General features: G+C 67.5%; 28 protein-coding genes and 1 pseudogene. 12 read left to right on the top strand and 17 right to left on the bottom strand.

All coding sequences use genetic code 11. The annotated features are described in order from the left end of the window. Positions 1-38: 38 nt before the first annotated feature. Positions 39-626, bottom strand: coding sequence for a GNAT family N-acetyltransferase (locus tag ACP7AG_RS07125; protein WP_426030312.1), 588 nt, complete (start codon positions 624-626; stop codon positions 39-41). A 314-nt stretch (positions 627-940) separates the two neighbouring features. On the opposite strand from ACP7AG_RS07125, the gene ACP7AG_RS07120 reads away from it, so the two are divergent. Next, positions 941-1270 (top strand): hypothetical protein, encoded by a 330-nt coding sequence (locus ACP7AG_RS07120; protein WP_426030311.1) that lies wholly within the window; start codon positions 941-943, stop codon positions 1268-1270. 181 nt (positions 1271-1451) lie between these two features. Here the strand turns inward: ACP7AG_RS07120 and ACP7AG_RS07115 are convergent, their stop codons facing one another. The 10 genes from ACP7AG_RS07115 to coxB all read right to left on the bottom strand — a co-directional run bounded on the left by ACP7AG_RS07115 (position 1452) and on the right by coxB (position 10924). Beyond that, positions 1452-2720 (bottom strand): M16 family metallopeptidase, encoded by a 1269-nt coding sequence (locus tag ACP7AG_RS07115; RefSeq protein WP_426030310.1) that lies wholly within the window; start codon positions 2718-2720, stop codon positions 1452-1454. 73 nt (positions 2721-2793) lie between these two features. After that, the gene (gene thrC, locus ACP7AG_RS07110; RefSeq protein WP_426030309.1) at positions 2794-4191 is read right to left on the bottom strand and encodes a threonine synthase; all 1398 of its coding nucleotides are present in this window, start codon (positions 4189-4191) and stop codon (positions 2794-2796) included. Continuing rightward, positions 4191-4886 carry an SURF1 family protein gene (locus tag ACP7AG_RS07105; RefSeq protein WP_426030308.1) on the bottom strand — a complete coding sequence of 232 codons (696 nt, stop codon included), beginning with the start codon at positions 4884-4886 and terminating at the stop codon, positions 4191-4193. The genes thrC and ACP7AG_RS07105 overlap by 1 nt, the downstream gene beginning before the upstream one ends. After that, positions 4879-5256, bottom strand: a complete 378-nt coding sequence (locus ACP7AG_RS07100) for a DUF983 domain-containing protein (protein ID WP_426011189.1) — start codon at positions 5254-5256, stop codon at positions 4879-4881. The genes ACP7AG_RS07105 and ACP7AG_RS07100 overlap by 8 nt, the downstream gene beginning before the upstream one ends. 121 nt (positions 5257-5377) lie before the next feature. Then, positions 5378-6250, bottom strand: a complete 873-nt coding sequence (locus ACP7AG_RS07095) for a cytochrome c oxidase subunit 3 (protein WP_426030307.1) — start codon at positions 6248-6250, stop codon at positions 5378-5380. 74 nt (positions 6251-6324) lie between these two features. Then, entirely contained in the window at positions 6325-6963 is a 639-nt protein-coding gene (locus ACP7AG_RS07090) for a cytochrome c oxidase assembly protein (RefSeq protein WP_426011305.1), read from the bottom strand. 31 nt (positions 6964-6994) lie between these two features. Beyond that, the gene (locus ACP7AG_RS07085; protein ID WP_426011187.1) at positions 6995-7138 is read right to left on the bottom strand and encodes a hypothetical protein; all 144 of its coding nucleotides are present in this window, start codon (positions 7136-7138) and stop codon (positions 6995-6997) included. Further along, entirely contained in the window at positions 7135-8172 is a 1038-nt protein-coding gene (cyoE, locus tag ACP7AG_RS07080; RefSeq protein WP_426030306.1) for a heme o synthase, read from the bottom strand. Before cyoE ends, ACP7AG_RS07085 begins: the two co-directional genes overlap by 4 nt. Positions 8173-8287: 115 nt before the next feature. Next, positions 8288-9961, bottom strand: a complete 1674-nt coding sequence (ctaD, locus tag ACP7AG_RS07075) for a cytochrome c oxidase subunit I (protein WP_426030305.1) — start codon at positions 9959-9961, stop codon at positions 8288-8290. A 24-nt stretch (positions 9962-9985) separates the two neighbouring features. Beyond that, positions 9986-10924 (bottom strand): cytochrome c oxidase subunit II, encoded by a 939-nt coding sequence (coxB, locus tag ACP7AG_RS07070; RefSeq protein ID WP_426030303.1) that lies wholly within the window; start codon positions 10922-10924, stop codon positions 9986-9988. 351 nt (positions 10925-11275) lie between these two features. Here coxB and ACP7AG_RS07065 point away from each other — a divergent pair, with 351 nt between their 5' ends. The 5 genes from ACP7AG_RS07065 to ACP7AG_RS07045 all read left to right on the top strand — a co-directional run bounded on the left by ACP7AG_RS07065 (position 11276) and on the right by ACP7AG_RS07045 (position 15154). Beyond that, positions 11276-11602, top strand: a complete 327-nt coding sequence (locus ACP7AG_RS07065) for a PadR family transcriptional regulator (RefSeq protein ID WP_426011183.1) — start codon at positions 11276-11278, stop codon at positions 11600-11602. Continuing rightward, the gene (locus tag ACP7AG_RS07060; protein ID WP_426011182.1) at positions 11599-12165 is read left to right on the top strand and encodes a DUF1700 domain-containing protein; all 567 of its coding nucleotides are present in this window, start codon (positions 11599-11601) and stop codon (positions 12163-12165) included. The genes ACP7AG_RS07065 and ACP7AG_RS07060 overlap by 4 nt, the downstream gene beginning before the upstream one ends. Positions 12166-12175: 10 nt before the next feature. After that, positions 12176-12982, top strand: coding sequence for a GIN domain-containing protein (locus tag ACP7AG_RS07055; RefSeq protein ID WP_426030302.1), 807 nt, complete (start codon positions 12176-12178; stop codon positions 12980-12982). A gap of 119 nt (positions 12983-13101) precedes the next feature. After that, a complete protein-coding gene (gene tldD / locus ACP7AG_RS07050; RefSeq protein ID WP_426030301.1) occupies positions 13102-14532 on the top strand; it encodes a metalloprotease TldD in 1431 nt (476 codons plus the stop codon). 28 nt (positions 14533-14560) lie between these two features. Further along, positions 14561-15154 (top strand): cation transporter, encoded by a 594-nt coding sequence (locus tag ACP7AG_RS07045; protein WP_426030299.1) that lies wholly within the window; start codon positions 14561-14563, stop codon positions 15152-15154. Positions 15155-15279: 125 nt separating this feature from the next. Here the strand turns inward: ACP7AG_RS07045 and ACP7AG_RS07040 are convergent, their stop codons facing one another. From ACP7AG_RS07040 to ACP7AG_RS07030, 3 genes are all read right to left on the bottom strand, one after another. Then, complete coding sequence (locus tag ACP7AG_RS07040) at positions 15280-16008, bottom strand: DUF4908 domain-containing protein (RefSeq protein ID WP_426011178.1); 729 nt, start codon at positions 16006-16008, stop codon at positions 15280-15282. Positions 16009-16402: 394 nt separating this feature from the next. Next, positions 16403-17128, bottom strand: coding sequence for a beta-ketoacyl-ACP reductase (locus tag ACP7AG_RS07035; RefSeq protein WP_426011177.1), 726 nt, complete (start codon positions 17126-17128; stop codon positions 16403-16405). Positions 17129-17242: 114 nt separating this feature from the next. Then, positions 17243-18418, bottom strand: a complete 1176-nt coding sequence (locus tag ACP7AG_RS07030; RefSeq protein WP_426011176.1) for an acetyl-CoA C-acetyltransferase — start codon at positions 18416-18418, stop codon at positions 17243-17245. Between ACP7AG_RS07030 and ACP7AG_RS07025 the strand changes: the two genes are divergently transcribed. The 4 genes and pseudogenes from ACP7AG_RS07025 to ACP7AG_RS07010 all read left to right on the top strand — a co-directional run bounded on the left by ACP7AG_RS07025 (position 18417) and on the right by ACP7AG_RS07010 (position 19843). Next, positions 18417-18629, top strand: coding sequence for a hypothetical protein (locus tag ACP7AG_RS07025; protein ID WP_426030298.1), 213 nt, complete (start codon positions 18417-18419; stop codon positions 18627-18629). The genes ACP7AG_RS07030 and ACP7AG_RS07025 overlap by 2 nt on opposite strands. A gap of 8 nt (positions 18630-18637) precedes the next feature. After that, a complete protein-coding gene (gene phaR / locus ACP7AG_RS07020) occupies positions 18638-19321 on the top strand; it encodes a polyhydroxyalkanoate synthesis repressor PhaR (RefSeq protein ID WP_426011174.1) in 684 nt (227 codons plus the stop codon). A gap of 4 nt (positions 19322-19325) precedes the next feature. Continuing rightward, a pseudogene (locus ACP7AG_RS07015) lies at positions 19326-19466 on the top strand (hypothetical protein); the annotation flags it as partial. Positions 19467-19501: 35 nt separating this feature from the next. Then, the gene (locus ACP7AG_RS07010) at positions 19502-19843 is read left to right on the top strand and encodes a hypothetical protein (protein ID WP_426030297.1); all 342 of its coding nucleotides are present in this window, start codon (positions 19502-19504) and stop codon (positions 19841-19843) included. On the opposite strand, the gene ACP7AG_RS07005 is transcribed toward ACP7AG_RS07010, so the two are convergent. The 3 genes from ACP7AG_RS07005 to ACP7AG_RS06995 form a co-directional block, all read right to left on the bottom strand. Beyond that, positions 19840-20160: a DNA-binding protein gene (locus ACP7AG_RS07005; RefSeq protein ID WP_426030296.1), complete on the bottom strand. Its 321-nt coding sequence runs from the start codon at positions 20158-20160 to the stop codon at positions 19840-19842. The genes ACP7AG_RS07010 and ACP7AG_RS07005 overlap by 4 nt on opposite strands. 241 nt (positions 20161-20401) lie before the next feature. Continuing rightward, positions 20402-20827: a hypothetical protein gene (locus ACP7AG_RS07000; protein WP_426011171.1), complete on the bottom strand. Its 426-nt coding sequence runs from the start codon at positions 20825-20827 to the stop codon at positions 20402-20404. Positions 20828-21030: 203 nt separating this feature from the next. Continuing rightward, on the bottom strand, positions 21031-21771 hold the full coding sequence (locus ACP7AG_RS06995) for a glycosyltransferase family 2 protein (RefSeq protein WP_426030295.1): 741 nt from the start codon (positions 21769-21771) through the stop codon (positions 21031-21033). A 55-nt stretch (positions 21772-21826) separates the two neighbouring features. On the opposite strand from ACP7AG_RS06995, the gene ACP7AG_RS06990 reads away from it, so the two are divergent. Next, positions 21827-23539 carry a phospholipid carrier-dependent glycosyltransferase gene (locus ACP7AG_RS06990; protein WP_426030294.1) on the top strand — a complete coding sequence of 571 codons (1713 nt, stop codon included), beginning with the start codon at positions 21827-21829 and terminating at the stop codon, positions 23537-23539. Continuing rightward, the gene (locus tag ACP7AG_RS06985; RefSeq protein WP_426030293.1) at positions 23536-24435 is read left to right on the top strand and encodes a hydroxymethylglutaryl-CoA lyase; all 900 of its coding nucleotides are present in this window, start codon (positions 23536-23538) and stop codon (positions 24433-24435) included. Before ACP7AG_RS06990 ends, ACP7AG_RS06985 begins: the two co-directional genes overlap by 4 nt. Positions 24436-24757 lie beyond the last annotated feature (322 nt).

Here is a 24757-nt window from a genome sequence, read left to right as displayed (position 1 = left end):
GGGCTCGCTAGGAATCCCTCCCCGAAAGGTAGACCGGCCTAACCGGCCGGAGGGGGCGCGACCATCCCGAACAGACGATGATCTCGCCATTCGCCGTTAATTTTCAGATAAGCAGGCGCATATCCCTCTTCCAGGAAACCGGATTTCAGCAGCACCGAGGCCGAGGCGGCGTTCTCCGGCATGCAGGCCGCTTCCAGGCGGTGAAGGCCCATCTCGCCGAACGCGAAGTCCACGGCGGCCCTGACGCCGTCCAGCATGTAGCCACGTCGGGCGTAGGGCTGGCCGATCCAATAGCCCAGCACGGCGCTCTGGGCGACGCCGCGACGGATATGGAACAGCCGCACCCCGCCGATCAGCGTCGCATCGTCGCGGCGGAACAGGAAGAACGGAAAGGCCTCGCCGGTCTCTAGTTCGCGGGCATAGGCCCCTAGCCGGTTGCGAAAGGCGGCGCGGGTCAGGTCGTCCTTCGGCCAGGTCGGCTCCCACGGCTCGAGGAAGGCCGCCGACTGGGTCCGCAGCGCCGACCAGGCCTTATAGTCCGACAGGCGCGGCAGGCGCAGCACCACCTTGCCGCCCTCAAGGCGCGGGCCGGGATCGGTCTGGAAAAGGCGAAGAAAGGCGGACAAGCGGTCGGTTCTCGTTGAGCAGCGCAGTTTCGAGGCTCAACGCGCTGGAGGCAAGAGGGGCGCTGTGGCGCGAAAGTTATCCACAGGGCGGCGCCAGATGCTCCCCCTCCGGGGGCGCTGTCGCAAAGCGACTGAGGGGGTCTTCCGGCCAGCGCCGCGCTAACCCCTCCGGCCCTCCGGGCCACCTCCCCCAGCGGGGGAGAATTTGAGCTCTATCCCCGTAGTTGGCGAAGTGGAGTTATGGAAATACAACGCCTTGCGGAAAAATGCAGGTTTCCGATGCTCACCCCTCCGGGGCGGTCGCATCCTGGGGCATGACCCAAACCACCCTCTCCGCCTGGCGCGACGCCCTGCAATTCAAGCTCATGGCCGCCCTCGACGCGGCCTGGGCGATCCTCGACTCCAGCGACGACCCGGCGGAAATCCGCCGGGTCCGCGAAAGAGCCAAGGCCCTGAGCGACCTGGCCACCCTGGCCCGCAAGGTGGCGCTGATCGTGCCGATACCCCGCGCCAAGCCGGTCGCGGCGAGCCTGGGACCCGTCTGGGAAGAGGCGCAAACCGCCCTCGCCCCGGTCGCGGCCCAGGCCGAGATCGCCCGCCGGGCGCTGGACAAGCTCAAGGGTGGACGGCGCGGGCGGTTGTAAGCCTAAACCCTTTCTCCTCCCCCGCGTCGCGGGGGAGGAGAAAGCCCGCCACGGCGAGGCCGCGCCTTAAAACCTTGATGGCGAGCTTGCGCCGGAATCCGCCATTCCGCAGGGCCGAGAAGGGTGGAAAACAGACAGATTCGTCCCGACTAGCGGACATCCACCTAAAGCGGCCAGCCCCCTACCCCAGCGCCCGCTCGAACACGTCCCCCGCCTTCAGCGCCCCCTTCGCCCCCAGGATCGCGCTGGCCGTCTTGCGCGGCCCGAGGATCATCCCCGCCAGCCGCGTCAGGTCCGCCACCGTCACCGCGTCTACCGCCTGCGCCAGTTCGGCCGGCGCATACAACCGGTCGAACATCAGCGCCTGGCCGGCCGCCTGCTCCGCCCGTGACAAAGGCTGTTCGCGGGCCATGAACATGTGGGCCTTAAGCTGGGCCTTGGCGCGGGCCAGTTCGGCGTCCTCGATCTTGTCGGCCAGGGCCACGATCTGTTCGGCGCAGACCTTGGCGGTCTCGGCCGCGTCGCCGGCCGAGCAGCCGGCGTAAACGCCCAGCGCCCCGCAGTCGGCATAGGTGTCGGCATAGGCGTCGATATTATAGGCCAGGCCGCGCTTCTCGCGGGCCTCCTGGAACAGCCGCGACGACATGCCGCCGCCCAGGGCCTCGGCGAAGATCCGCAGGGCGAAATAGTCGTCCTGGCGGGCGCTGACGGCGGGCAGCATGAACACCAGGTGGGCCTGCTCCAGCTTGCGGGCCTGGCTCTTGCGGCCGCCGATGAAGGGGGCGGCGGCGAAGTCGGCGGCGCCCTTGGCCGACGGCAGGGCGCCGAACTGGCGGCGGGCCAGGTCCAGCACCTCGTCAACCTCGACCGCGCCGGTGGCGCTGACGATCAGCCGGTCGGCGGCGTAAAGCCGTCCGCGCCAGTCCGACAGGCCCTCGACCGTGGCCGCGTTGACGCTGTCGACCGTGCCCAGGATCGGCCGGGCCAGGGGATGGTCGCCCCAGGCGGCGGCCTGGACCAGGTCGAACACATAGTCGTCGGGCGCGTCGGCGGCCTCGGCGATCTCCTGGGCCACCACCTGCTTCTCGCGGGTCAGGTCGGCCTCGTCGAGCGTGGGGCGCAGGACGAGGTCGCTGAGCACGCTCATGCCCAGGTCCAGCCCGCCCTTCAGGGCGCGGACCTGGAAACTGGTGCGCTCATAGCCGGTGGCGGCGTTGATCGACCCGCCCTGGGCCTCGATCACCTCGACGATGTCGCGCGCGCTGCGACCGCCCGCGCCCTTGAACACCATGTGCTCAAGCAGGTGCGACCAGCCCGACCGTGCCGGGTCCTCATAGGCCGCGCCGCGCCCGGCGACGACCGACAGGGCCACGGTCTCGAGACCGGGCATGGGATCACAGACGACGCGGACGCCGTTTTCGAGGGTGTGCAGGGTGGCGGAGGTTGTCATGTCCCCCTCGCATAGCGACCCAGCGGCCAGGACGCCAGGATGATCCCTTCTGCCGCAAGGGGAGAAGGAAGGATCAGGCGTTCGCGAACACCCGCACGAACGCCTTCACCGTCTCCGCATCAGCCGGCAGCCGCTCAAACTTTTCCGGCTTCTTCGAGTGGTCCGGCGTGGCGCGCGGGGTCACCGGGCTGACGCCGGCGGCGGCCAGCACGGCTTGCGGGAACTTGGCCGGGTGGGCGGTGGCGAGGATCACCACCGGGGTCGCCGGGTCGGCCAGGCGCAGGACATTGGCGGCGGCCACGGCGACGGCGGTGTGGGGGTCCAGAAGCTCGCCGGTCTCGTTGAGGGTGGAGAGGATGGTCTTGGCGGTGTCGGCCTCGCTGACCGACGCGCCCTGGAACAAGTCGCGCATCTTGGCATGGGCGCTGGGCGGGATATCGAGCGCGCCCGCGCCGGCGAAGGCGCGGAAGGCGCGGCCGGTCTCGACCCCGTCGCGGCCCACGGCCTCGAAATACAGCCGCTCGAAATTGCTGGCCACCTGGATGTCCATGGCCGGGCTCTGGGTGGCGTGGACGCCGCCGCTGGCGTAGCGGCCTTCCTCGAAGGCTCTTGCGAGAATGTCATTGGAGTTGGTGGCGGCGATGATCCGGGCGATCGGCAGGCCCATGCGGCTGGCGACATAGGCTGCGTAGGCGTCGCCGAAATTCCCCGTCGGCACCACGAAGGCCACCTTGCGGGCAGGGGCCCCCAGGGCGACGGCGGCGGTGAAGAAATAGACGGTCTGGGCGGCGATCCGCGCCCAGTTGATCGAGTTGACGCCCGACAGGTCCACTGCGTGGCGGAACTGGTCGTCCTGGAAGGCCTGCTTGACGATGGCCTGGCAGTCATCGAACGAGCCGAGGATCGAGACGCAGGCCACATTGCTGTCGGTCGCCGTGGTCATGAACCGGCGCTGGACCTCGCTGATCCGGCCCTCGGGGAACAGGGCCACGATGCGGGCATGGCTGCGGCCGCGGAAGGCCTCGACCGCCGCGCCGCCGGTATCCCCGGAGGTGGCGCAGATGATGGTCATGGTCCGCGACTGGCGCGACAGCACATGGTCATAGAGCCGCCCCAGCAGCTGCATCGCCACGTCCTTGAAGGCCAGGGTCGGGCCATGGAACAGCTCCAGCAGGTGGCGGCCGGGGGTCAGCTGTTTCAGCGGCGCGACGGCGGTGTGGGCGAAGCTGGCATAGGCCTCGTCGCACAGATCGCGCAGGTCCTGGGCCGGCAGGTCGTCGCCGACGAACTTGCCGATCACCGTGGCGGCGACCTGGGCGTAGGGCTGGCCGGCGAAGGCGGCGATCTCGTCAGGCGTAAAGGTGGGCCAGCGCTCTGGCACATAGAGGCCGCCGTCCGGGGCCAGGCCGGCCAGCACCGCTTCGAGGAAGCCGATCGACGGGGCCTGGCCCCGTGTGGAGACGTAACGCATCAGGATCTCATCTTCCGCCAGAGCATGGCGGCATAGATAAACAGCAGGGTCACGGCAAGACCGAACCACGTCAGGGCGTATTCCAGGTGCCGATTGGAAATTTCTGCCGGCAAGGGCGCGGGGGTGATTCCGGGCGGCGCGGGCGTGGCGGTCTCGACCATCAGGATGAAAGGTGCGGGCTTGTCGGCGGCGAAGCGCTGCAAAGTTGCTTGGCGGTCACCGCCCAGGGTCTTGGGGGCCATCAGCACCCCGACGGCGTGGGCCGGAGCGGCCAGGGTGACGGGGCCCGGCGCCGTCTGGCCGGTCATGGCCTTGATCACCCCCAGGTCCAGCAGGATAAGGCCGTAGGAACGGGTCGTGGTCGGGCACGGGACGGTGGCGCGCCAGACGATGTCGCCGTCGCGGACGCCATAGACGGGGGGCAGGGTCTCAGAGCGGCCGGCGGCGCAATCGACCGAGACGCGGGTCCAGGCGACGTCCTCGCCTCTATCGGCCCGAGCCAGCACCGTCGCCAGGGGCTGGGCGGGCGCGGTCTTCAGCACCTCAATCCGGGCCAGCAGGTCTTCCTTCCAGGCCAGGCGCTTGATCTGCCAGCCGCCCAGGGCGCAGAGGATGGCGAAGGCGATCAGGGTGGCGATCGTCAGGCCGATCGGGAAGCGGCGGTCGGGCGCAACGGCGGGAGCGGTCTCAGACATCGTGGCGGCCGGCCTCCGAGGCCTTGTTGGCGATCTGGGCGGCGACGATCAGGCCCTTGGCGGGGCGCATCAGGGCCAGGCTGGCGATCACCGTGACCGGCAGCCAGAACACCAGCAGCAGCCAGGTCGGCCAGTGCCAGGCGAACATCGAAAACAGCGCCCCGAACGCGCACAGGAAGCCGGCGATCAGGATCACGAAGGTCGAGGCTCCGTCCCCCGGCTCGTGGGCCCCAAGGTCGAAGCCGCAGGCGTCGCAGGTCTTGGCCACCTTCAGGAACCCGTCGAACAGCATCCCCTCGCCGCAGTGCGGACAGCGGCCGGTCGCGCCGGCGAGGTAGGGGTTCACGCGGTTGGGGTGGGGGGCGGTCATGGGACTACTCCTTACACCGCAACGCGCGGACAGGCACATGGGCTTGTCCCCAATCAGACCCCAGAAACCAAAAAGGCCCGGAACGCCTTGCGACGGTCCGGGCCCTTTGGAGGCGCGAGCGCTAGTGCTGGGCGCCGAAGATCACATAGACGAAGGCGAACAGGAACAGCCAGACCACGTCCACGAAGTGCCAGTACCAGGCGGCGGCTTCGAAACCGAAGTGCTGCTTGGGCGTGAAGGCGCCGTTCATCAGACGGATCAGGCAGACGATCAGGAACAGGGTGCCGACGAACACGTGGAAGCCGTGGAAGCCGGTGGCCAGGAAGAAGGTCGAGCCGTAAAGGCCGGCATTGGCGGCGGCTTCCGAGTAGAACAGGTGCTCGCCATTGATATGGCTGTATTCATAGATCTGGATGGTGGTGAACAGCGCGCCCAGCAGGATGGTCAGGATCAGGCCCCACTTGGCGCCGTTGCGGTCGCCTTGCTGCAGGGCGTGGTGCGACCAGGTGATGGTGGTGCCTGACAGAAGCAAGGTGAGCGTGTTGACCAGCGGCAGCTGCCAGGGCGAGACGGCCTCGACGCCCGTCGGCGGCCAGGTGGCCCAGGCGGCGCGGACTTCCTCGATGCCCGACAGGGTGCGGTGGTGATGGAAGAGCGCCATCTCGAAGAAGATCCAGAACCAGGCGACGAAGAACATCACTTCCGAGGCGATGAACAACACCATGCCGTAGCGCAGGCCAATCGAGACGACGGGGGTGTGGTCGCCGGCGTTGGCTTCCTTGATGACGTCGCTCCACCAGCCGAAGAAGGTGTAGAGCACGCCCGAAATGCCTAGGGCGAACAGCCACCACTGGCCCTTGTCAATGCCGAAGACCCCGCCCTTGATCCAGGCGATCAGGCCGATAGCCATCATGGTGGCCGACAGCGAACCGACGAACGGCCAGGCGCTGGGGGGCAGGATGTGATAGTCGTGTTTGACGGCGCCTTGGGCCATGTGCGTGCTAACCCTATAATCCCTATAAGCGCGCCGGCCGGTTTTCCCCCTGCCGAAACGCCATGTGTGAAACGCTATAGCCCTGTCGGCGGCCTGCCGCCAAGGGGTTCGACGATGCGCGGCGTCGCCGCCGCCTGTTTCGCCCCCGCCGCGTCAGGCACGGCCGGGAAGAAGGTATAGGAGAGCGTGATTTCCGACTTTCCCTTGGTGTCGACGTCATCGACGAAACCGGGATCGACGAAATAGACCACCGGGAACTCGACCGTCTGGCCGGGCGCGATGGTTTGATTCGAAAAGCAGAAGCATTCCAGCTTCTGGAAATAGGGGCCGGCCTGCTCTGGCACGACATTGTAGATCGCCCGACCGGTCATGGGCTTGTCGCCGCGGTTGGTCACCTTGAAGAAGGCCAGGCCCGTATCGCCGATCCGGACGGTCTGGCTGGTCTGCAGGGCGGTGAAGTCCCAAGGCAGATTGCGGACATTGGCGTCGAAGCGAATCTCGATCTTGCGGTCGAGCACCTTGGTCGGCTTGGCCACCGCCTTGCGCACCGTGCCGTCAAAGCCCGTGGCCTGGCAGAACAGCTTGTACAGCGGCACGGCGGCATAGGCCGCGCCGACCATGCCGAAGAAGGCCACGCCGCAGATCGCGGCGACCTTGAGGTGGTTGCGCTTGGCCGGACGCTCGGCCGTGCCGACCTTGTTGTCCTGCTCGATCTTGCGTCGGTCTTCGGGCTTGAGGCCGTCGTCAGAAGTGGGGCCCAACATTGCCTCCCAGCTTCACGAGGGTGACGACGAAGACCAGGATCACGAAGGCAACCAGGCCCAGGCCCAGGGCGATGTTACGGCCGCTGCGCGCCTTGGTGGCGGGATCGACGGGCTTGCGTGTCATGACAGCAGCTCCAGAGCTTTGAGGCCCAGCACGGCCTCGGCCAGCAGGGCGGCGAACAGGGCGAACAGATAGAGGATCGAGAAGGCGAACAGGTTCCGGGCGTGCTTGGCGTCGCCGACCACCACGCGTTGGCCAGGTTTGCCGCGCTTGGCCTCGGCCTCGCCGACCTCATAGAGGTCGCGGTCGGCGGGACGCGGATCAGCGGCGTCGCCGGCCGTGCTGCGGAAGACGCGCAGGGCCAGGGTCAGGAACACCAGGCCGCCCAGGCCCGAGACCGCCAGGTACAGCCACCCGCCCAGGCCCGTGAACACCGGGGCCAGGCACACCGGGATCAGCACCAGCGTATAGAGCAGGATCTGCTTGCGGGTTTCGCGTGCGCCCTTGACGACGGGCAGCATCGGCACGCCGGCCTTGGCGTAGTCGGTGCTGATATAGAGCGACAGGGCCCAGAAGTGCGGCGGGGTCCACAGGAAGATGATCAGCACCATCAGCCAGGCGTTCAGCGGCGCGTGACCGGTCGCCGCCGCCCAGCCGATCACCGGCGGCAGGGCCCCGGCCAGACCGCCGATGACGATGTTCTGGGCCGTCCAGCGCTTGAGCCACATGGTGTAGACCACGGCGTAGAAGACGATGGTGAAGGCCAACAGGCCGGCGGCCAGCCAGTTGATCGCCATGCCCATCAGCATCACCGAGAGCAGGCTGAGCACCACGCCAAGCGTGGCGGCTTCCTCGCCCTTGACCAGGCCCATGGGCACCGGCCGGCCGCGCGTGCGGCGCATCTTGGCGTCGATGTCGGCGTCGTACCACATGTTCAGCGCGCCCGAGGCGCCCGCCCCGATGGCGATGCACAGCACCGCCACGGCGCCCAATAACGGGTGGATCGGCGTTCGGGCGGCCAGCAACCCGGTCAGGGCGGTAAACACCACCAGCGACATCACCCGCGGCTTCATCAGCTGGAAATAGTCCTGCCAACGGGCGTGGCGGACCGTATCGGTCGCCTCGTCGTCGGGGATCAGGACAGTGGGCTGGGCCATTTTACGAAAGGGTCGCTTGTCTACTTAAGGGTCGCGGGTTCTGGATGGGCGAAGGGCGCGGGCTGGATTTTCATCCGGCCCGCGCCCCCGCGTTTGCGTCTCTAGTCTATCAGGTTCAGTGGCTGTCGGCCTTGATCACCGGTGGGTCGCTGAACTGGTGGAAGGGCGGCGGCGACGACAGGGTCCATTCCAGGGTGGTGGCGCCTTCGCCCCACGGATTGGCCTCGGCCGGGCGACGACGGATGGCGGCCTCGATCAGGATGACCAGGAACACCAGCACGCCCACCGCGGTGATCGCGTAGCCCACCGACGAGACGTAGTTCCAGTGCGCGAAGGCGACCGGATAGTCCACATAGCGGCGCGGCATGCCCTGCAGGCCCAGGAAGTGTTGTGGGAAGAAGATCACGTTGACGCCGACGAACATGATCCAGAACTGAAGGCAGCCCAAGAACTCGTTGTACTTCACGCCCCACATCTTCTCGAACCAGTAGAAGAAGCCGGCGAAGATGGCGAACACCGCGCCCAGCGACAGCACGTAGTGGAAGTGGGCGACCACGTAATAGGTGTCGTGCAGGCTGTAGTCGATGCCGGCGTTGGACAGCACGACGCCGGTCACGCCGCCGACGGTGAACAAGAAGATAAAGCCGATCGCCCACAGCATGGGGGTCTTGAAGCTGATCGAGCCGCCCCACATCGTGGCGATCCACGAGAAAATCTTCACGCCGGTGGGCACCGCGATGACCATGGTGGCGGCGACGAAATAGGCCCGCAGGTTGATGCTCATGCCGACGGTGTACATGTGGTGAGCCCACACGATGAAGCCGACGAAGCCGATGGCGACCATGGCGTAGGCCATCGCCAGATAGCCGAAGATCGGCTTCTTGGAGAAGGTCGAGACGATGTGGCTGATGATGCCGAAGCCTGGCAGGATCAGAATGTACACTTCCGGGTGACCGAAGAACCAGAACAGGTGCTGGAACATGACGGGGTCGCCGCCGGCGGCCGGGTCGAAGAAGTGGGTGCCGAAGTTGCGGTCGGTCAGCAGCATGGTGATGGCGCCAGCCAGCACGGGCAGCGACAGCAGCAGCAGGAAGGCGGTAATCAGCACCGACCAGGCGAACAGCGGCATGCGGTGCAGGGTCATGCCCGGGGCCCGCATGTTGAAGATCGTGGTGATGAAGTTGATCGCGCCGAGGATCGACGAGGCGCCGGCCAGGTGGAGCGCCAGGATCGCCAGGTCCATCGACGGGCCGGTGTGGCCGGTGGTCGACAGTGGCGGATAGATCGTCCAGCCGCCGCCAAAGCCCTTGCCCGGGCCGCCGTCGACGAACATCGAGGTCAGCAGCAGGCACCAGGCGGCGACCAGCAGCCAGAACGACACGTTGTTCATCCGCGGGAAGGCCATGTCCGGCGCGCCGATCATGATCGGCACGAACCAGTTGCCGAAACCGCCGATCATCGCCGGCATGACCATGAAGAAGATCATGATCAGGGCGTGGGCGGTGACGACCGCGTTGTAGCCGTGCTTGGACTGCTCGACGAGACCCATCAGGCTGATCGACGAGTTGGGCCCGAAGATCTGGATGCCCGGCTCGGCCAGCTCCCAGCGGATCAGGCCCGACAGCAGACCGCCCACCAGGCCCGCCATGATGGCGAAAATGATGTAAAGCGTGCCGATGTCCTTGTGGTTCGTCGACCCGAACCAGCGGGCGATGAAGGGCGGCTTGTGATCAGCGTCGTCGTGCGCATCGTGCGCGTCGTGATGATCGATGTCAGCGGCGTGAGCCATCGGACTTAATCCTGCAATCGTATCTTAGACCGCCGGCGCGGCGGGAGCCGCGGCCGGAGCGGATGCGGGGGCGGTCGCGACCGGGGTCACCGTGGCGGTCGCCGGAGCGGCTGCGGTGGCGGGTGCGGCGGGCGGCGCGGTCTTGGACTTCACCCAGGCGTCGAAGTCGGCCTGGCTGACGACATGAATCTCGATCGGCATGTTCGAGTGTTCGACGCCGCAGAGTTCCGAGCACTGACCGTAATAGACGCCGATGGTGTCTGCCTTGAACCAGGTTTCGTTCAGGCGGCCGGGGATGGCGTCGGTCTTCAGGCCGAAGGCCGGCAGGGCGAAGGCGTGGATCACGTCGGCGCCGGTGACCTGAACGCGGATGACCTGGTTTACCGGAACGACCAGCGGCTTGTCGGCGGCCAGCAGGTAAGGCACGCCCTTGGCGGCGGCCTCTTCCTTCTTCAGCGGCACCGAGGTGATCTCGCTGATCTTCTGGTCGGGATATTCGTAGCCCCAGTACCACTGGTAGCCAGTGGCCTTCACCGTCATGTACGGCTTGGGCATGTCGTTATAGGCGAACAGCAGCCGGAACGAGAAGATCGCGATCACCATCAGGATGACCACCGGGACGATCGTCCAGATGATCTCGACCGTGGTGTTGTGGCTGAACTTGGCCGGAACCGGGTTCGCCTTCTTGTTGTAGCGGATGCAGACCCAGATGATCAGGCCCAGCACCAGCAAGGTGATGGCCGTGATGATCGGCATCAAGATGACATTGTGGAACCAGATCGCCTCGAACTTCAGCGGCGACGCGGCGCGCTGCAGATCGATCGCGCCAGGCGTCGGCTGTCCCAGCAGTTCGGTGCTCTTGGCCAGCGCCTGCCCCGCGAATACGCCCGAAAGCGCCATCGTCGTGGCGGCGACGGCTGCTACGCCCGCCAACATCCGCCGCATCCCCAAAATTGCCTTCATATCCCTCACGGCCCGTTTCGGCGGCGATTTGGCGTCCATCGAACCCACGCCGCGCCGACATGCACAATACGACCAGTGACATGGAACAATGGCAATCGACTTTGTGGAATCGACGGCCCTGCCCCGGCGTCTCTAGCCGGTCGTCGGCGTGCATACGCGCTCAAATCCCCCTTGCCAAGCGCCAGAGGTGTTCGCCGAACACCGTGCTGTAAAGGCGGGCGCGTTAGCTGAGAACCGCTATCAACAGCGGCCAATCGGTGACCTACGTGTCATTACTAACATGTAATGACAGCTACCTTGCATTAGGCACTACCTTGCGTCACAAGGATGCAGCAACGGGAAACCAACGCCGTGACGGAAGCCATCGAAATTCAACTGAAAAAGGGCGTGCTGGCGCTGTGCGTGCTGGCCCTGCTGTCACGCGCCGACAGCTACGCCTACGAAATCGCCAGCAAGCTCGCCAAGGACATCGATATGGGGGAAGGGACAATCTACCCGCTCATGCGCCGCATGCAGTCGGACGGCCTGGTCGAGACCTATTTGGTCGAGAGCCAGAGCGGCCCGCCGCGCAAATATTATCGCCTGACCGATGCCGGGCGAAACAGCTTCACGGCCCAGAAGGCCGAATGGGCGGCGTTCACCACGGCCGTCGAAGACATCTTGGGAGCCGCCGCATGACGCGCGCCGAATTCCTCACCCGCCTCAAGCGCGGCCTGGCCGGCATGCCCGCCTCCGCGATCGCCGACATCGTCGCCGATTACGAGGCGCACTTCGCCGACGCCCAGGCGGCCGGACGCAGCGAGGCCGAGGTGGCCGCCGCCCTGGGCGACCCAGAACGGCTGGCTCGCGAACAGCGCGCCGAGCAGGGCGTCAAGCGCTGGGAAGAGGTCAAGAACCCCTCGGCCGCCGCCGGCGCCGTCTTCGCGGTGTTGGGTCTGGGCGCGATCGACATTCTGTTCCTGCTGCCCTTGCTGATGGGCGTGTTGGGGACGTTGTTCGCCTTCTTCATGGCGGCGATCGGCGTGTTCGTGGGCGGCGGCTTCGTCGCCACGGTCGGGCCGTTCGCCGGACCGCCCGGCGGCCCCGCCGTCGCCTTCCTGATGGGCATCGGACTGATGGCCGTCGCCACCGCCCTGGCCGCCGTCACCACCCTGCTGACCATCTGGCTCGTCAACGGCCTGGTCTGGTACGGGCGTCTTCACTACCGGCTGCTGAAGCCGGCCATCGAAACCCAGGTCTGAGGGGACCGCCATGATCCGTAACCTGACCATCGTCGCCGTCGCCAGCTTCGTCCTCGCCCTCGGCTGCTTCGGCGGCGCGGCGGCACTGGGCGGCCGCGAGCTGCTGACCCGCGGCTGGACCATTCCGATGAACGACTGGCACATCGACGTCAGCGACGACGACGACCATGTCTCGATCACGCCGGGCGGCGTGAACGCCGGCGACCGCGAGGAAACCACGCGCCAGATCGCCTGGGCCGGCGCCGAGGCCCTGCAGATCGACCTGCCCGCCGACGTCACCTACACCCAGGCGGCCCCGGGCGCCGGCGCGTCGATCAAGGTCTCCGGGCCCAGGTTCCTGGTCGATCGGGTGGAGGTCGAGAACGGCCGCATCCGCCTGAAGGGCGACGACGACTCCGGCGACATCAATGTCACCGGCCACGGCATCCATATCTCGCGCGGCCGCGACGCGCTGGTCATCGAGGTGACCGCCCCGGCCGTCCGCAGCTTCACCCTGAACGGCAGCGGCGACCTGGACGTACGGGCCTATGACCAGCCCACCCTGGACCTGGAGATCAACGGCAGCGGCGCCATCAGCGCCCACGGCAAGACCGCCAAGCTCGACCTGCAGGTCTCCGGCTCGGGCGAAGCCGACCTCGGGGGCCTGGACGCCGGCGACACCAAGGTCGCCGTGGCCGGCAGCGGCGAGGCCAAGATCGCCCCGCACGGCGCGACGGAGGTCGAGGTGGCCGGCAGCGGCGAGGTCGAGGTGATCACCAAGCCGACCAGCCTGGTCTCCAACGTCGCCGGCTCCGGCGAAGTGCACCAGAACTGGTAGGACTCACGGACGGGGACATGCCCCTGGGCATGTCCCCGATCGCATCCGCCACGAGCCCCCGGCGTCGAATCGTCGCCCGGGTGATGACGTGGGCGGAAGAAACCCCTACCTCTAGGGGCATGACAGCTCTCATGACCGCCCCGTCCCTGCTGGCCGCCGCCGGCGTCGATCCCGAACGGGCCCGCCAGATTCTCGGCGAAGCCCTGGCCGGCGCCGATGACGGGGAACTGTTCGTCGAACGCTCCGAAAGCGAGTCCTTCGTGTTCGACGACGGGCGGCTAAAGAGCGCCTCCTATGATTCGGGCGAAGGTTTCGGCCTGCGCGTGGTGGCGGGCGAGACCGCTGGCTACGCCCACTCCACCGAGATTTCCGAAGCCTCGCTCGGCCGCGCCGCCGATTCGGCCAAGCTGGCCCGCCGCGGCTATGCCGGGATCCACGCCGACGCCCCGCGCGCCACCAATGAAAAACTCTATGGCGACGACGACCCCGTCTCGGCGCCAGCCTTTTCCGACAAGGTCGCCCTGCTGCAGGAGATCGACGCCTTCGCCCGGGCCCGCGATCCGCGCGTGGTCCAGGTGATGGCCTCGATGGCCGGCGAGCGCCGCGTCGTCGAGATCCTGCGCGCCGACGGCCGCCTGCTGCGCGACGTGCGGCCCCTGGTCCGCGTCAATGTGCAGGTCACGGTCGAGAAGGACGGCAAGCGCGAGGCCGGCTCCTCGGGGGCCGGTGGCCGCGCCGGCTTCGCCGCCTGGATCAGCCCCGACAAGTGGCAGGAGCAGGTCGACGAGGCCCTGCGCCAGGCCTTGGTCAATCTCGACGCCGTGGCCTGCCCGGCCGGCGAGATGGACGTGGTGCTCGGCCCAGGCTGGAACGGCGTGCTGCTGCACGAGGCCGTCGGCCATGGCCTGGAAGGCGATTTCAACCGCAAGGGCATCAGCGCCTTCTCGGGCCGGATCGGCGAGCGCGTCGCCGCCAAGGGCGTCACGGTGTTCGACGACGGCTCCCTGCCCGGCCGTCGCGGCTCGCTGACCATCGACGACGAGGGCACCCCCACCGAGCGCACCGTGCTGATCGAGGACGGCATCCTCGTGGGCTACATGCACGACCGGATGAGCGCCCGGCTGATGGGCATGGCCCCGACCGGCAACGGACGTCGCCAGTCCTACGCCCACATGCCCATGCCGCGCATGACCAATACCGGCATGCTGGCCGGTAACGACGACCCGGCCGAGATGATCGCCTCGATGAAGCGCGGGCTCTACTGCGCCAATTTCGGCGGCGGCCAGGTCGACATCACCAACGGAAAGTTCGTTTTCCAGTGCACCGAGGCCTATCTGGTCGAGGACGGCAAGATCACCGCGCCCGTCAAGGGCGCCACCCTGATCGGTGATGGCCCCAACGCCCTGACCAAGGTGACGATGATCGGCCACGACTTCGACTTCGACCCCGGCATCGGCGTCTGCGGCAAGTCCGGCCAGGGCGTGCCGGTCGGCGTCGGCCAGCCGTCGCTGAAGATCACGGGACTGACGGTTGGGGGCACCGCAGTTTAGGCGCGGCGTCCGAATAGGAATGGCGTAAATGGCCCTCGAAAGCGGCCTTCGCCGCGCCGTCCTGCTCGTCGCGGCGCTGAACCTTGCCTATTTCGGCGTTGAGCTCGCCGTCGCGCTGCACATCGGTTCGGTGTCGCTACTGGCCGACAGCGTCGATTTCCTCGAGGACGCCGCCGTCAATTTTCTGATCTTCGTGGCGCTTGGCTGGAGCCTCCAGCGACGCGCATGGGTCGGATCAGCCCTGGCGGGCGTTTTGTTGATCCCTGCGGCGGCCTTCTTCTGGGCCGTGTGGCGAAAGTACGCGGACCCGGTTCCGCCCGAGGCGCTGCCCTTGGCCATCACCGGGGCCGGAGCCCTGGTGGTCAACCTGTTCTGCGCCTTCACCCTGGCGCGTTTTCGCCGTCACGCCGGCAGCCTGACCAAGGCGGCCTTCCTGTCCGCGCGCAACGATGCGCTGGCTAATGTGGCGATCATCCTCGCCGCAGTCATCACCCTGTTCACGCGCTCGTTCTGGCCGGATGTGGTCGTGGGCCTCGTCATCGCCTGCATGAACATCGACGCGGCCAAGGCCGTGTGGATCGCCGCGCGCGCCGAACATCAGGCGGCGCGACCCGTGCCCTGATCCTCGCTCAGTCCCATCGGGGCCGGGCCGACACCGATGACCGGGCGCAACCGGGAAGCACCGCTCGCCGCTGAAGCCCGATCCGTCCATCCGGCGCGCGGCGGCGGGGTCCACGACGGCGGCCGCTACCGGTTGACGATCTTGATGATCCGCTTGGACGACGGCCGGCCCGACAGCCCCTTGTCCGGCGCGTAGGTGACGATCAGGTCGCTGCCCTTCAGGTTGACGCCGGGCTTGCGACCTTCGGCCAGTAGCACGCGGACGACGCGGGCCAGCAGGTTGCGGTCGCCGTTGCGGGCCATCTTCTCGAAGGCCTCGGCGGTGACCGTGGCGGTGTCGGCCACCAGCACCGAGGTGGCGGGAGTGGCGTCATCGACGGTTTCGAAGGCGATGCGGTGCTGGGCGGCGCGGCTGGCGCGGGCGCTGGCCTGCAGCAGGCGCTGGAACAGCAGGTTGACGGAGATCACGGTCGGCGGTTGGATCGAGGTGGCCTTGCCGGTCAGGGCGGCGGCGTCGCCGGCCGGCCGCTCGGCGGTGAACAGCGTCATCCCGCCCAGCTTGCTGGCTCGCAGGACGGGCTCGCCCATCTCGTTCTTGTAGATGGTGTCGCCGCGCGGCGCGGGCTGGGCGGACAGCACCCAGACCTCGGAGCTGTTTTCGAACTTCATCAGCGGCTGGGACGCGCCGCGATCCAGAATAAAGGCGCTGCCGGTTTCGGAGACGTAGCGGGCGACGGCGGGCGGGGCCGCCCTACGGGTGTCCGACGCCCCGCGACTGCCAAACAGCGCGTCGCGAAGGCTGTGCCCGTTCTGTGCGTGCGCGGCGCCGGCGCTGGCCACCAGGGCGAGCGCCAACAGGATCGCCCTCCCCCCTGGCCTCCCCCCTGGCCTCCCCCCTGGCCTCGTCGTCGCCGCCGATAGACTCTTCATGCCCATGGTCATGATCGTCGACTGGGGCGAATCTTGGACGCCAAAGACCTTGTTCCCGCCACGCCTTACCCCGGAGCCCCCAGTGTCGCTTGCGAGCAACACCTCCGTCGGTCGGTCAGTCGAGCGGGCGGGAGGACGCTCGTCAAGGGTGGTGTCGCCTTGGCCTCATCGCCAAAACAAACGCTGCCATCCCGGACAAGCGCGTAGCACGCCGATCCGGGACCGAAGCGTGAACGCCGCGCTTCCGGCGGTCCCGGATCTGCGGCCCTGCGGGCCTTCTCCGGGATGACACGCCTTTTTCAGCTCTAGAATCGCTGGCTTAAGCCGCCATGTACTGCCCGCCGTTCAGGGTCAGCGTCGCGCCGGTGACGAAACCGGCGCGCTCGCCGGCCAGGAACGAAACCATGTCGGCGATCTCCTCGCCCTTGCCCAGGCGGCCAACGGGGATGCCGGCGATGATCGAGGCCAGCACGGCTTCCGGCACGGCGGCGACCATCTCGGTGTCGATATAGCCCGGGCAGATGACGTTGACGGTCACGCCCTTCTTGGCGTTCTCCAGGGCCAGGGCCTTGGTGAAGCCGATCAGCCCGGCCTTGGCGGCCGAATAGTTGGTCTGGCCCATCTGGCCCTTCTGGCCGTTGATCGAGCTGATATTGACGATCCGGCCCCAGTTGCGTTCGCGCATCCCTTCAATGACCGGACGGGTCATGTTAAAGGCGCTGTCCATGTTGACGCGGATGACTTCGGACCACTGCTCATAGGTCATCTTGTGCAGCATGCCATCGCGGGTGATGCCGGCGTTGTTGACCAGCACGTCGATCGGGCCCAGTTCGGCCTCGACCTTTTTGACGGCGGCGGCGCAGTCGTCGAACGAGCCGACATTGCCCTTCACCACCATCACGCCCAGGTCCTTGGCGCAGGCTGCGGCGGCCTCCTCATTGCCGGAATAACCGGCCGCCACCTTCATTCCGTCGGCCACCAGCCGCTCGCAGATCGCCCGACCAATGCCCCGGGTGCCGCCGGTCACGAAAGCCACTCTCGCCATCAAATTCTCTCCCTGAAGTTTCTTATGGTTGCACGCGGCCGGCGGCGCGGGACAAGCCCTTGCCGCCGGCCGTCATGGAAATTCATCGCAGCGACGTTTGTCGGTTCGGGATCGTCAGACCGCCTCGACGCACATGGCCACGCCCATGCCGCCGCCAATGCACAACGTGGCCAGGCCCTTCTTGGCTCCGGAACGCTTCATCTCGTGGACCAGGGTGGTGAGGATGCGCGCGCCCGAGGCGCCGATCGGGTGGCCGATGGCGATGGCCCCGCCGTTAACATTGACCTTGGCCGGATCGAGGCCCAGCTCCTGCACCACGCACAGCGACTGGGCGGCGAAGGCCTCGTTGCTCTCGATCAGGTCGAGATCGGCGACGGTCCAGCCGGCCTTTTCCAGAGCCTTCTTGGACGCCGGGATCGGGCCGGTGCCCATGATCTCGGGCTCGACGCCGGCATTGGCCCACGAGGCGATCCGCGCCAAGGGGGTCAGGCCGCGCTTCTTGGCCTCGTCGGCGCTCATCAGCACCAGGGCGGCGGCGCCGTCATTGAGGCCCGAGGCGTTGGCGGCGGTGACCGAGCCGTCCTTGGTGAAGGCCGGCTTGAGCCCGGAAATGCCTTCATAGGTCGCGCCGTGGCGGATGAACTCGTCGTCCTTGACCACCGTGTCGCCCTTGCGACCCTTGATGGTCACCGGGACGATCTCGCAGTCGAACTTGCCGGCCTTCTGGGCGGCCTCGGCCTTGTTCTGGCTGGCGACGGCGAAGCGGTCCTGGGCTTCGCGGGTGATCTGCCAGCGCGAGGCGATGTTCTCGGCGGTCTGGCCCATGTGGTAGCCGTGGAAGGCGTCCCACAGGCCGTCCTTGATCATGGTGTCGACGAAGCTGAGGTCGCCCATCTTCTGGCCGTTTCGTAAGCCTTGCGCGTGCGGCGCCTGGCTCATGCTCTCCTGGCCGCCCACGACCACGATATTGGCGTCGCCGGCGGCAATCTGCTGGGCGCCCAGAGCCACGGCGCGCAGGCCCGAGCCGCATAGCTGGTTGAGGCTCCAGGCCGGGCTTTCGACCGGGATACCGGCATTGACCGAGGCCTGGCGGGCCGGACCCTGGCCGGCGGCGGCCTGCAGCACCTGGCCCAGGATCACTTCGTCGACATCGGCGGCGCTGATGCCCGCGCGCTCAACGGCGGCCTGGATGGCGATCTTGCCCAGTTCGTGGGCCGGCAGGCTGGACAGGGCGCCGAGGAACGAGCCGACCGGCGTGCGGGCGGCGGAAACGATGACGATGTCGCTCATGGCGAAGAAGCTCCCAACGTATTTCCGGGCGCTTCTCGCAGTTGCGGCGCCCATGATTTTGCAGTGCGGCGCCACCATGCCTAAACCGGCACGGTTCGTCACCGTCACATTTTCACGGGATGTTGCGCGCGCCAAGCGTCAGCGGCACTGGCGTCATGCCTTTGCATTCGCGATAGTGCGGTGCGAAAAGGCGGAGACAACGCTGTCCTAGGGAACGAAATGTCCGAGAACAACGAAAACGGCGAAACGCCATCGGCCCGCGCGCCCGGCGAAAAAGCCGCCGGCCCCAAGGTCGTCATCAAGAAATACGCCAACCGTCGCCTCTACAATACAGCGTCTTCCTCTTACGTCACGCTGGAACACCTGTCGGACATGGTGAAGGAGGGCGTGGATTTCGTGGTCTATGACGCCAAGACCAATGACGACATCACCCGCTCGGTGCTGACCCAGATCATCTTCGAAGAGGAAAATCGCGGCGGCGGCCAGAACCTGCTGCCGATCCAGTTCCTCCGCCAGTTGATCGGTTTCTACGGCAATTCCATGCAGGCCTTCGTGCCCAGCTATCTGGAAATGTCGCTGGAGAGCTTCACCAAGCAGCAGGAGCGGATGCGCACCCAATTCGCCGGCCTGACGCCCGTCAAGGGCATCCCCGCCGTCGGCATGCCCACGATCGGCGTCTACGAAGACCAGATTCGTCAGAACATGGCGCTGTTCGACCGGGCCATGAAGATGTTCTCGCCCTTCGCCTATGCCCGCCCCGAGGATGCGCCCGCCGCCACGCCGGCCGAACCGCCGCCGCCCGCCACGCCGGCCTCGGCGCCCAGCGAGGACTCGCTGGCCGACCTCAAGCGCCAGCTTGAGGCCATGCAGCAGCAGATCGAGAAGCTGGCGACCAAGCCCTAGGGGGCGTGTTGCGTCCTTCGAGGCTCGGCTTCGCCTCGCACCTCAGGATGAGGAATTCAGAGCAAAAGATCCTCATCCTGAGGCGCCCGCGAAGCGGGCCTCGAAGGACGCAGCCTTGCCACGATCCCTTAACCACGCCGACTGATCCGTTCTTAACGCTCGCGGCGTTATCTCTTCACCATGAACGGTCCGATCGACCCTATCCGCCGCGTCCAAGCCGCGCGCCGGGCGTTGCCCGCGCCTCGCGACACCGACCGCCCCGAAGCGGACGGTGAGGACGTGACGTTCGTGCGTGACGAGGCGCCCGCTCCCCACCCGCCCCCTCCCAAAAATACCAATAGGGGCCGAGGCGCCTTCGCCACCTTCGCCGCCCACGTGATGGGCCAGAGCGGCCAGAAGCGCGGGCTGCGCGGTGGGCAGGAAGTGCTCGACGCGGCGCGTTCGACCTATCTCGGCACGGAATATTCCGGCCCGGCCGACCGTCGCCCCCGGGCCGGCCTGATCAAGAAGACCGAGATCTAGGACTTTAGCCGAGCCAGTTCGGCTTCCAAAGCCGCGACCCGTTGCTCCAGCGACGCCACCTTCTGGTCCAGCGACAGCCCCGCCGGCGGCGAGGCCGCATGCGCGCCTACGCCCGCCCGGCGCGCCGCCTCGGCCAGCGAAACACCCAGAACCTCGGCGAAGGCGGCGATCTGGGCGGCGGTCAGCTCGCGCTGGTCCTTGTAGGCCAGGGCCAGCTCCTCGCCGCTCATGCCGGCCACGGCGGCCAGCACCGCGCGGGCGAGGCCGCGCTCGGCCAGCCGTTCATCGTACCAGGCCTGATCGAAGAAGAGCGCCATGGGCGGAAGCTAGCGCGCCGGAACGGGTTGGCGCCAGTCTTGCTTAACTCGTGGGTAACCGTCTCGCGAGTTTCCCATGCTGCTCACCCTGGCCACCCGCTTCTTCGACATCGCCGTCGTGACGCTGATCTTCACGGCGCTGACCTAGAGCTGGGGACATGCCCTTGCGGCGTGTCCCTACCGGCGGGTGTGTCGCTTGAACATGGGTACATGCCGCAAGGGCATGTCCCCGACCGTGAAACTAATGCGCGTCGCTGAAGTCCACGTCGCGGCGGGCCGAGACGATGGTGACGATGAAGCCGGCCAGCACGTCCAGCAGCACCATCACTGTCAGCAGGAAGAAGACCGAGGTTCCGAAGGCGGGCGCCAGCAGGAACTCGACCAGGCAGAGGATGAACAGCACCATCGACAGCGAGTGGTTGATGATCGCGATCTTGCGGCTGGTCGTCGACTTCAGCAGCTCGACGAACAGCACCACCAAGGATGCCGCCAGCAACAGGTCGCCCAGGCTGACCACCCAGTCGGCCTTGGAGGTCATGTGGATGGTGAACAGCTGCTCGGCCAGGCGGTATTGAGCGGCGTTCGAGCCGAAGCCGCCCGCGAAGGTCAGGACGATCAGGTTGTAGATCAACACCGGCAAGGCCAGCAGCGGAAACGCGGCGAACATGTTTGGCTCTCCCCCAGGATGGCGCGACTTCAAGGTTAACCGGTTTCGGGCGCGCGGTGAAGCTGCGACCGCTTGGAAGGCGAGCGCTAGGCGCGAAGCGCCTAGAGCATCGCGCGGAAAAGTGGCCACCGGTTTTCCGCAAAAGCGATGCGAAAACAAAAGTCTAGAGCAAGCCGTGCGATTCCTATATCGCGCGGCTTTCTCTAGGCTTCGTCCACGCCCTGCGGGTTGCGCAGCCGCGTCTGCAGCCACATCACGCCCAGCAGGTCGGACACCGAGGCCTTGAGCCGGCCGAAATTGGTGTATTTCGACACCCCGCTCTCGCGATGGCGATGGTTCACGGGCTGGAAATCGACGCGGTAGCCCTCGCGCAGCATCAGGGCCGGGATGTAGCGGTGGATGTGGTCGAAATAGGGGAGCCGCAGGAAGGCCTCGCGGCGGAACGCCTTGAGCCCGCAGCCGGTGTCGTTGGCGGTGTCCTTCAGCAGGCGCTTGCGCACCCCGTTGCCAAACTTCGAGGCGAAGCGCTTGGCCGAGCTGTCCTGGCGCTTGACCCGCTCGCCGCCGACCAGGGCCAGGTCGTCCGGCGCCGCCTTCAAGGCTTTCGCGAGACGAGGCGCGTCGGCGGGATCGTTCTGGCCGTCGCCGTCCAGGGTGACGATGATCGGCGCGCGGGCCGCCAGCACGCCGCTGCGCACGGCGCGGCTTTGGCCGGAATTCTTGCGGTGGCTCAGCACCCGCAGCTGCGGGATCTCGGTCTTCAGGGCGACCAGCAGCGCGCGGGTGTCGTCGCGGCTGGCGTCGTCAATGAAGATGATCTCGTGGCTTTCTCCCGCGAAGGCCGCCGCGATCTCGCGGGCCAGGGCCGGCGCCGCGCCGCCCTCGTCGAAGACGGGGACAACGATGGAATAGTCGGGCGCTGCGGCGGCGGTCGAGGCGGTCATCGCCCTCTAATACCGCAAAAGTCGCCAGGATAAAGGATCGTGCTATTCCAGAACCATGACACTCGAATCTCGCCTGGATGACTGGAGCCGCGGGTGGCGGGGACCGCTGCTGGCGGCCCTGGTGGCGCTGATCGCCGGCCTGCCTGGCGTCTTCGCCATGCCGCCGCTCGACCGAGACGAATCACGCTTCGCCCAGGCCACCGCCCAGATGCTGGAAACCGACGACCTGGTGGTCATCAGGTTCCAGGACCAGCCGCGCTTCAAGAAGCCGGTGGGCATCCACTGGCTGCAGGCCGCCAGCGTCGCCGCCTTTTCCGCGCCCGAGGACCGGGGCGTCTGGGCCTATCGCCTTCCCTCGCTGCTGGGGGCCATGCTGGCGGCGGCGGCCTGCGCCTGGGGAGCGGCGGCGCTGCTGGGCCCCAAGACCGGCCTGCTGTCGGGCGCGATCCTCGGCGCGACGATCCTGCTGTCGACCGAGGCCTTCATCGCCAAGACCGACGCGGCCCTGTGCGGCTTCACCACCCTGGCCATGGCCGCCGTGGCGCAGATCTACGCCGCCCATCTGAACGGTGAGCGCGTCAACCGCTGGACCAAGCTGGCCTTCTGGATCGGCTTGGCGATGGGCGTTCTGATCAAGGGTCCGGTCGGGTTAATGGTGGTGATGCTGAGCATCGCGGCACTGTGGGCCTGGGACCGCAAGGCCCCGTGGCTGAAGGACCTCGGCTGGGGCTGGGGACTGATCCTGCTGGCCGCCATCGTTCTGCCCTGGGCGACCATGATCACCATCGCCACCGACGGGGCGTTCTGGTCCACCGCGGTGGCCAGCGACCTGGCGCCCAAGCTGGCGGGCGGTCAGGAGAGCCACGGCGCGCCGTTCGGCAGCTACGCCCTGGCCGCCTTCCTGCTGATGTTCCCCGCCACCCTGCTGCTGCCCTCGGGCGTGGCCCTGGGCTGGACGGGGCGCAAGGAGGCCGGGGTGCGCTTCGCTTTGTGCTGGCTGATCCCGACCTGGCTGGTGTTCGAACTGCTGCCCACCAAGCTCGCCCACTACACCCTGCCCGCCGTACCGGCCCTGGCCATGCTGATGGCGGCGACCTTGCGCGCGCCCTCGGGGGGCATTTCGCGGCTGATCGGCGCGGTGCTGAGCGCGCTCGCTGGCCTGGTCTTCGCGGCGGTGGCGATCTATCTGCAGGCCGAATATGGCGACCGGTCCGACATCGCCTGGACGGCGGTCACCGCCCTGCTGTTCGCCGCCGCCGGGATCGTCGGGGGCGTGTTGCTGATGCGCAAGACCGCCGCCATCGCCCTGTTCACGGCCGGGGCCTTGGGCATTCTGGCCCATGCCGCCCTGGTCGCCGGGCTCGTGCCGCGCCTGGAGCCGCTGCTGCTGGCCCCGCGCCTGGAGGCGGCGCTGGAGAAGGCCGACATGGCCCCGCGCGCCGGCGCGCCCGGCCCGGTGGCTGTCACCGGCTATGCCGAGCCCAGCATGATCTTTCTGCTGGGCACCACCACCGAACTGACCGACCCGGCCGGCGCCGCCAAGGCCGTGGCCCAGGGCCGTCCGGCCGTGGTCGAGGGCCGGCAGGAGGCCGCTTTCCGCGCAGCCCTGATGGCGCTGGGAGAGGTCGCGCGACCAGCGGGCGTGGTCGAGGGCTTCGACTATTCCGACGGCGACAAGGAGCGCTTGACCCTCTATCGCGGCGCGCCCCAGCCCGAGACCGAGATCGACGGCGGCGTCCCGCTTCCCGAACCGGAGAGCGCCCCATGAGCCGCTTCATTCAGATCGTCGAGGTCGGTCCGCGCGACGGGCTACAGAACGAGAAACTGTCGCTGACCGTCGATGACAAGCTGGCGATGATCCGTCGGCTTGAGGCGGCGGGCGCCAAGCGGATCGAGACGGTGTCCTTCGTCAATCCCAACCGCGTGCCGCAGATGGCCGGCGCGGAGGAGATCATGGCCGCCCTACCGGCCGACCTCGTCCATTCACGCATCGGCCTGGTGCTGAACATGCGCGGCTGGGAGCGCTGCGTGGCCGCCCAGTGCGACGAGGCCAATGTGGTGGTCTGCGCCACCGACGGCTTCGGCGTCGCCAACCAAGGCGCCACCTGCGCCCAGCAGATGGACGCCCTGGCCGCCATCGTCGAGCGCCAGGCGGTCGAGGGCGGCCCGCCGATCACCGCGACCATCTCGGTGGCCTTCGGCTGCCCGTTCGACGGCGAGGTGCCTGAGGACCAGGTCGTGGCCATCGCCCGCGAGGCCGCGTCCCTGGGCGTGGCCGAGATCGCCATCGCCGACACCATCGGCGTCGCCGACCCCTGGACCGTCCGCGCCCGCATCGAGGCCGTGCGCGCCGCCGCGCCCGACGTGCGCCTGCGGATGCACTTCCACGACACCCGCAACACCGGCCTGGCCAACGCCTTCGCCAGCGTCGAAGCCGGGGTCGACGTGCTTGACGCCTCGGTCGGCGGCTTGGGCGGCTGCCCCTTCGCGCCCAACGCCACCGGCAATATCGGGACGGAGGATCTGGTCTACATGCTCGAGCGGGCCGGATTCGAGACCGGGTACGACCTCTCGGCCCTGATCGGGATTGGCCGCGACATCAGCGAGCGCCTGGGCAAGGCCCCGGCGTCTTCGCTTGCGCGGGCGGGCGGATTTCCGAGCTAAGATCCTTCTCCCCTTGCGGGAGAAGGTGGCGGCCGAAGGGCGTCGGATGAGGGGTCTCTCAAACGATGACCAGCCAAACGATGACCAGCGCGACCGGCCTTCCGGCTGATCGCGGCGGACAGGTCTTTCGACCCCTCACCCGACCCCACTCCTTGGGGCCACCCTCTCCCACAGGGCTAGCAGATTCACACATGTCTGAGGGTGGCCTGTAAGTTAGCCAGGGTCCAGCCGCATTTGCGGTCCTGGAGGCTGCGCCAACCGCGTAGCATGACGATGGGGCCGGGCTTGCCGTAGTAGCCGGTCCAGCCGCCCAGTCGGGCGC

Source organism: Caulobacter sp. DWP3-1-3b2 (assembly GCF_049896325.1).
Classification (GTDB): Bacteria; Pseudomonadota; Alphaproteobacteria; order Caulobacterales; family Caulobacteraceae; genus Caulobacter.
This window is presented reverse-complemented; position numbering and strand designations above follow the sequence as displayed.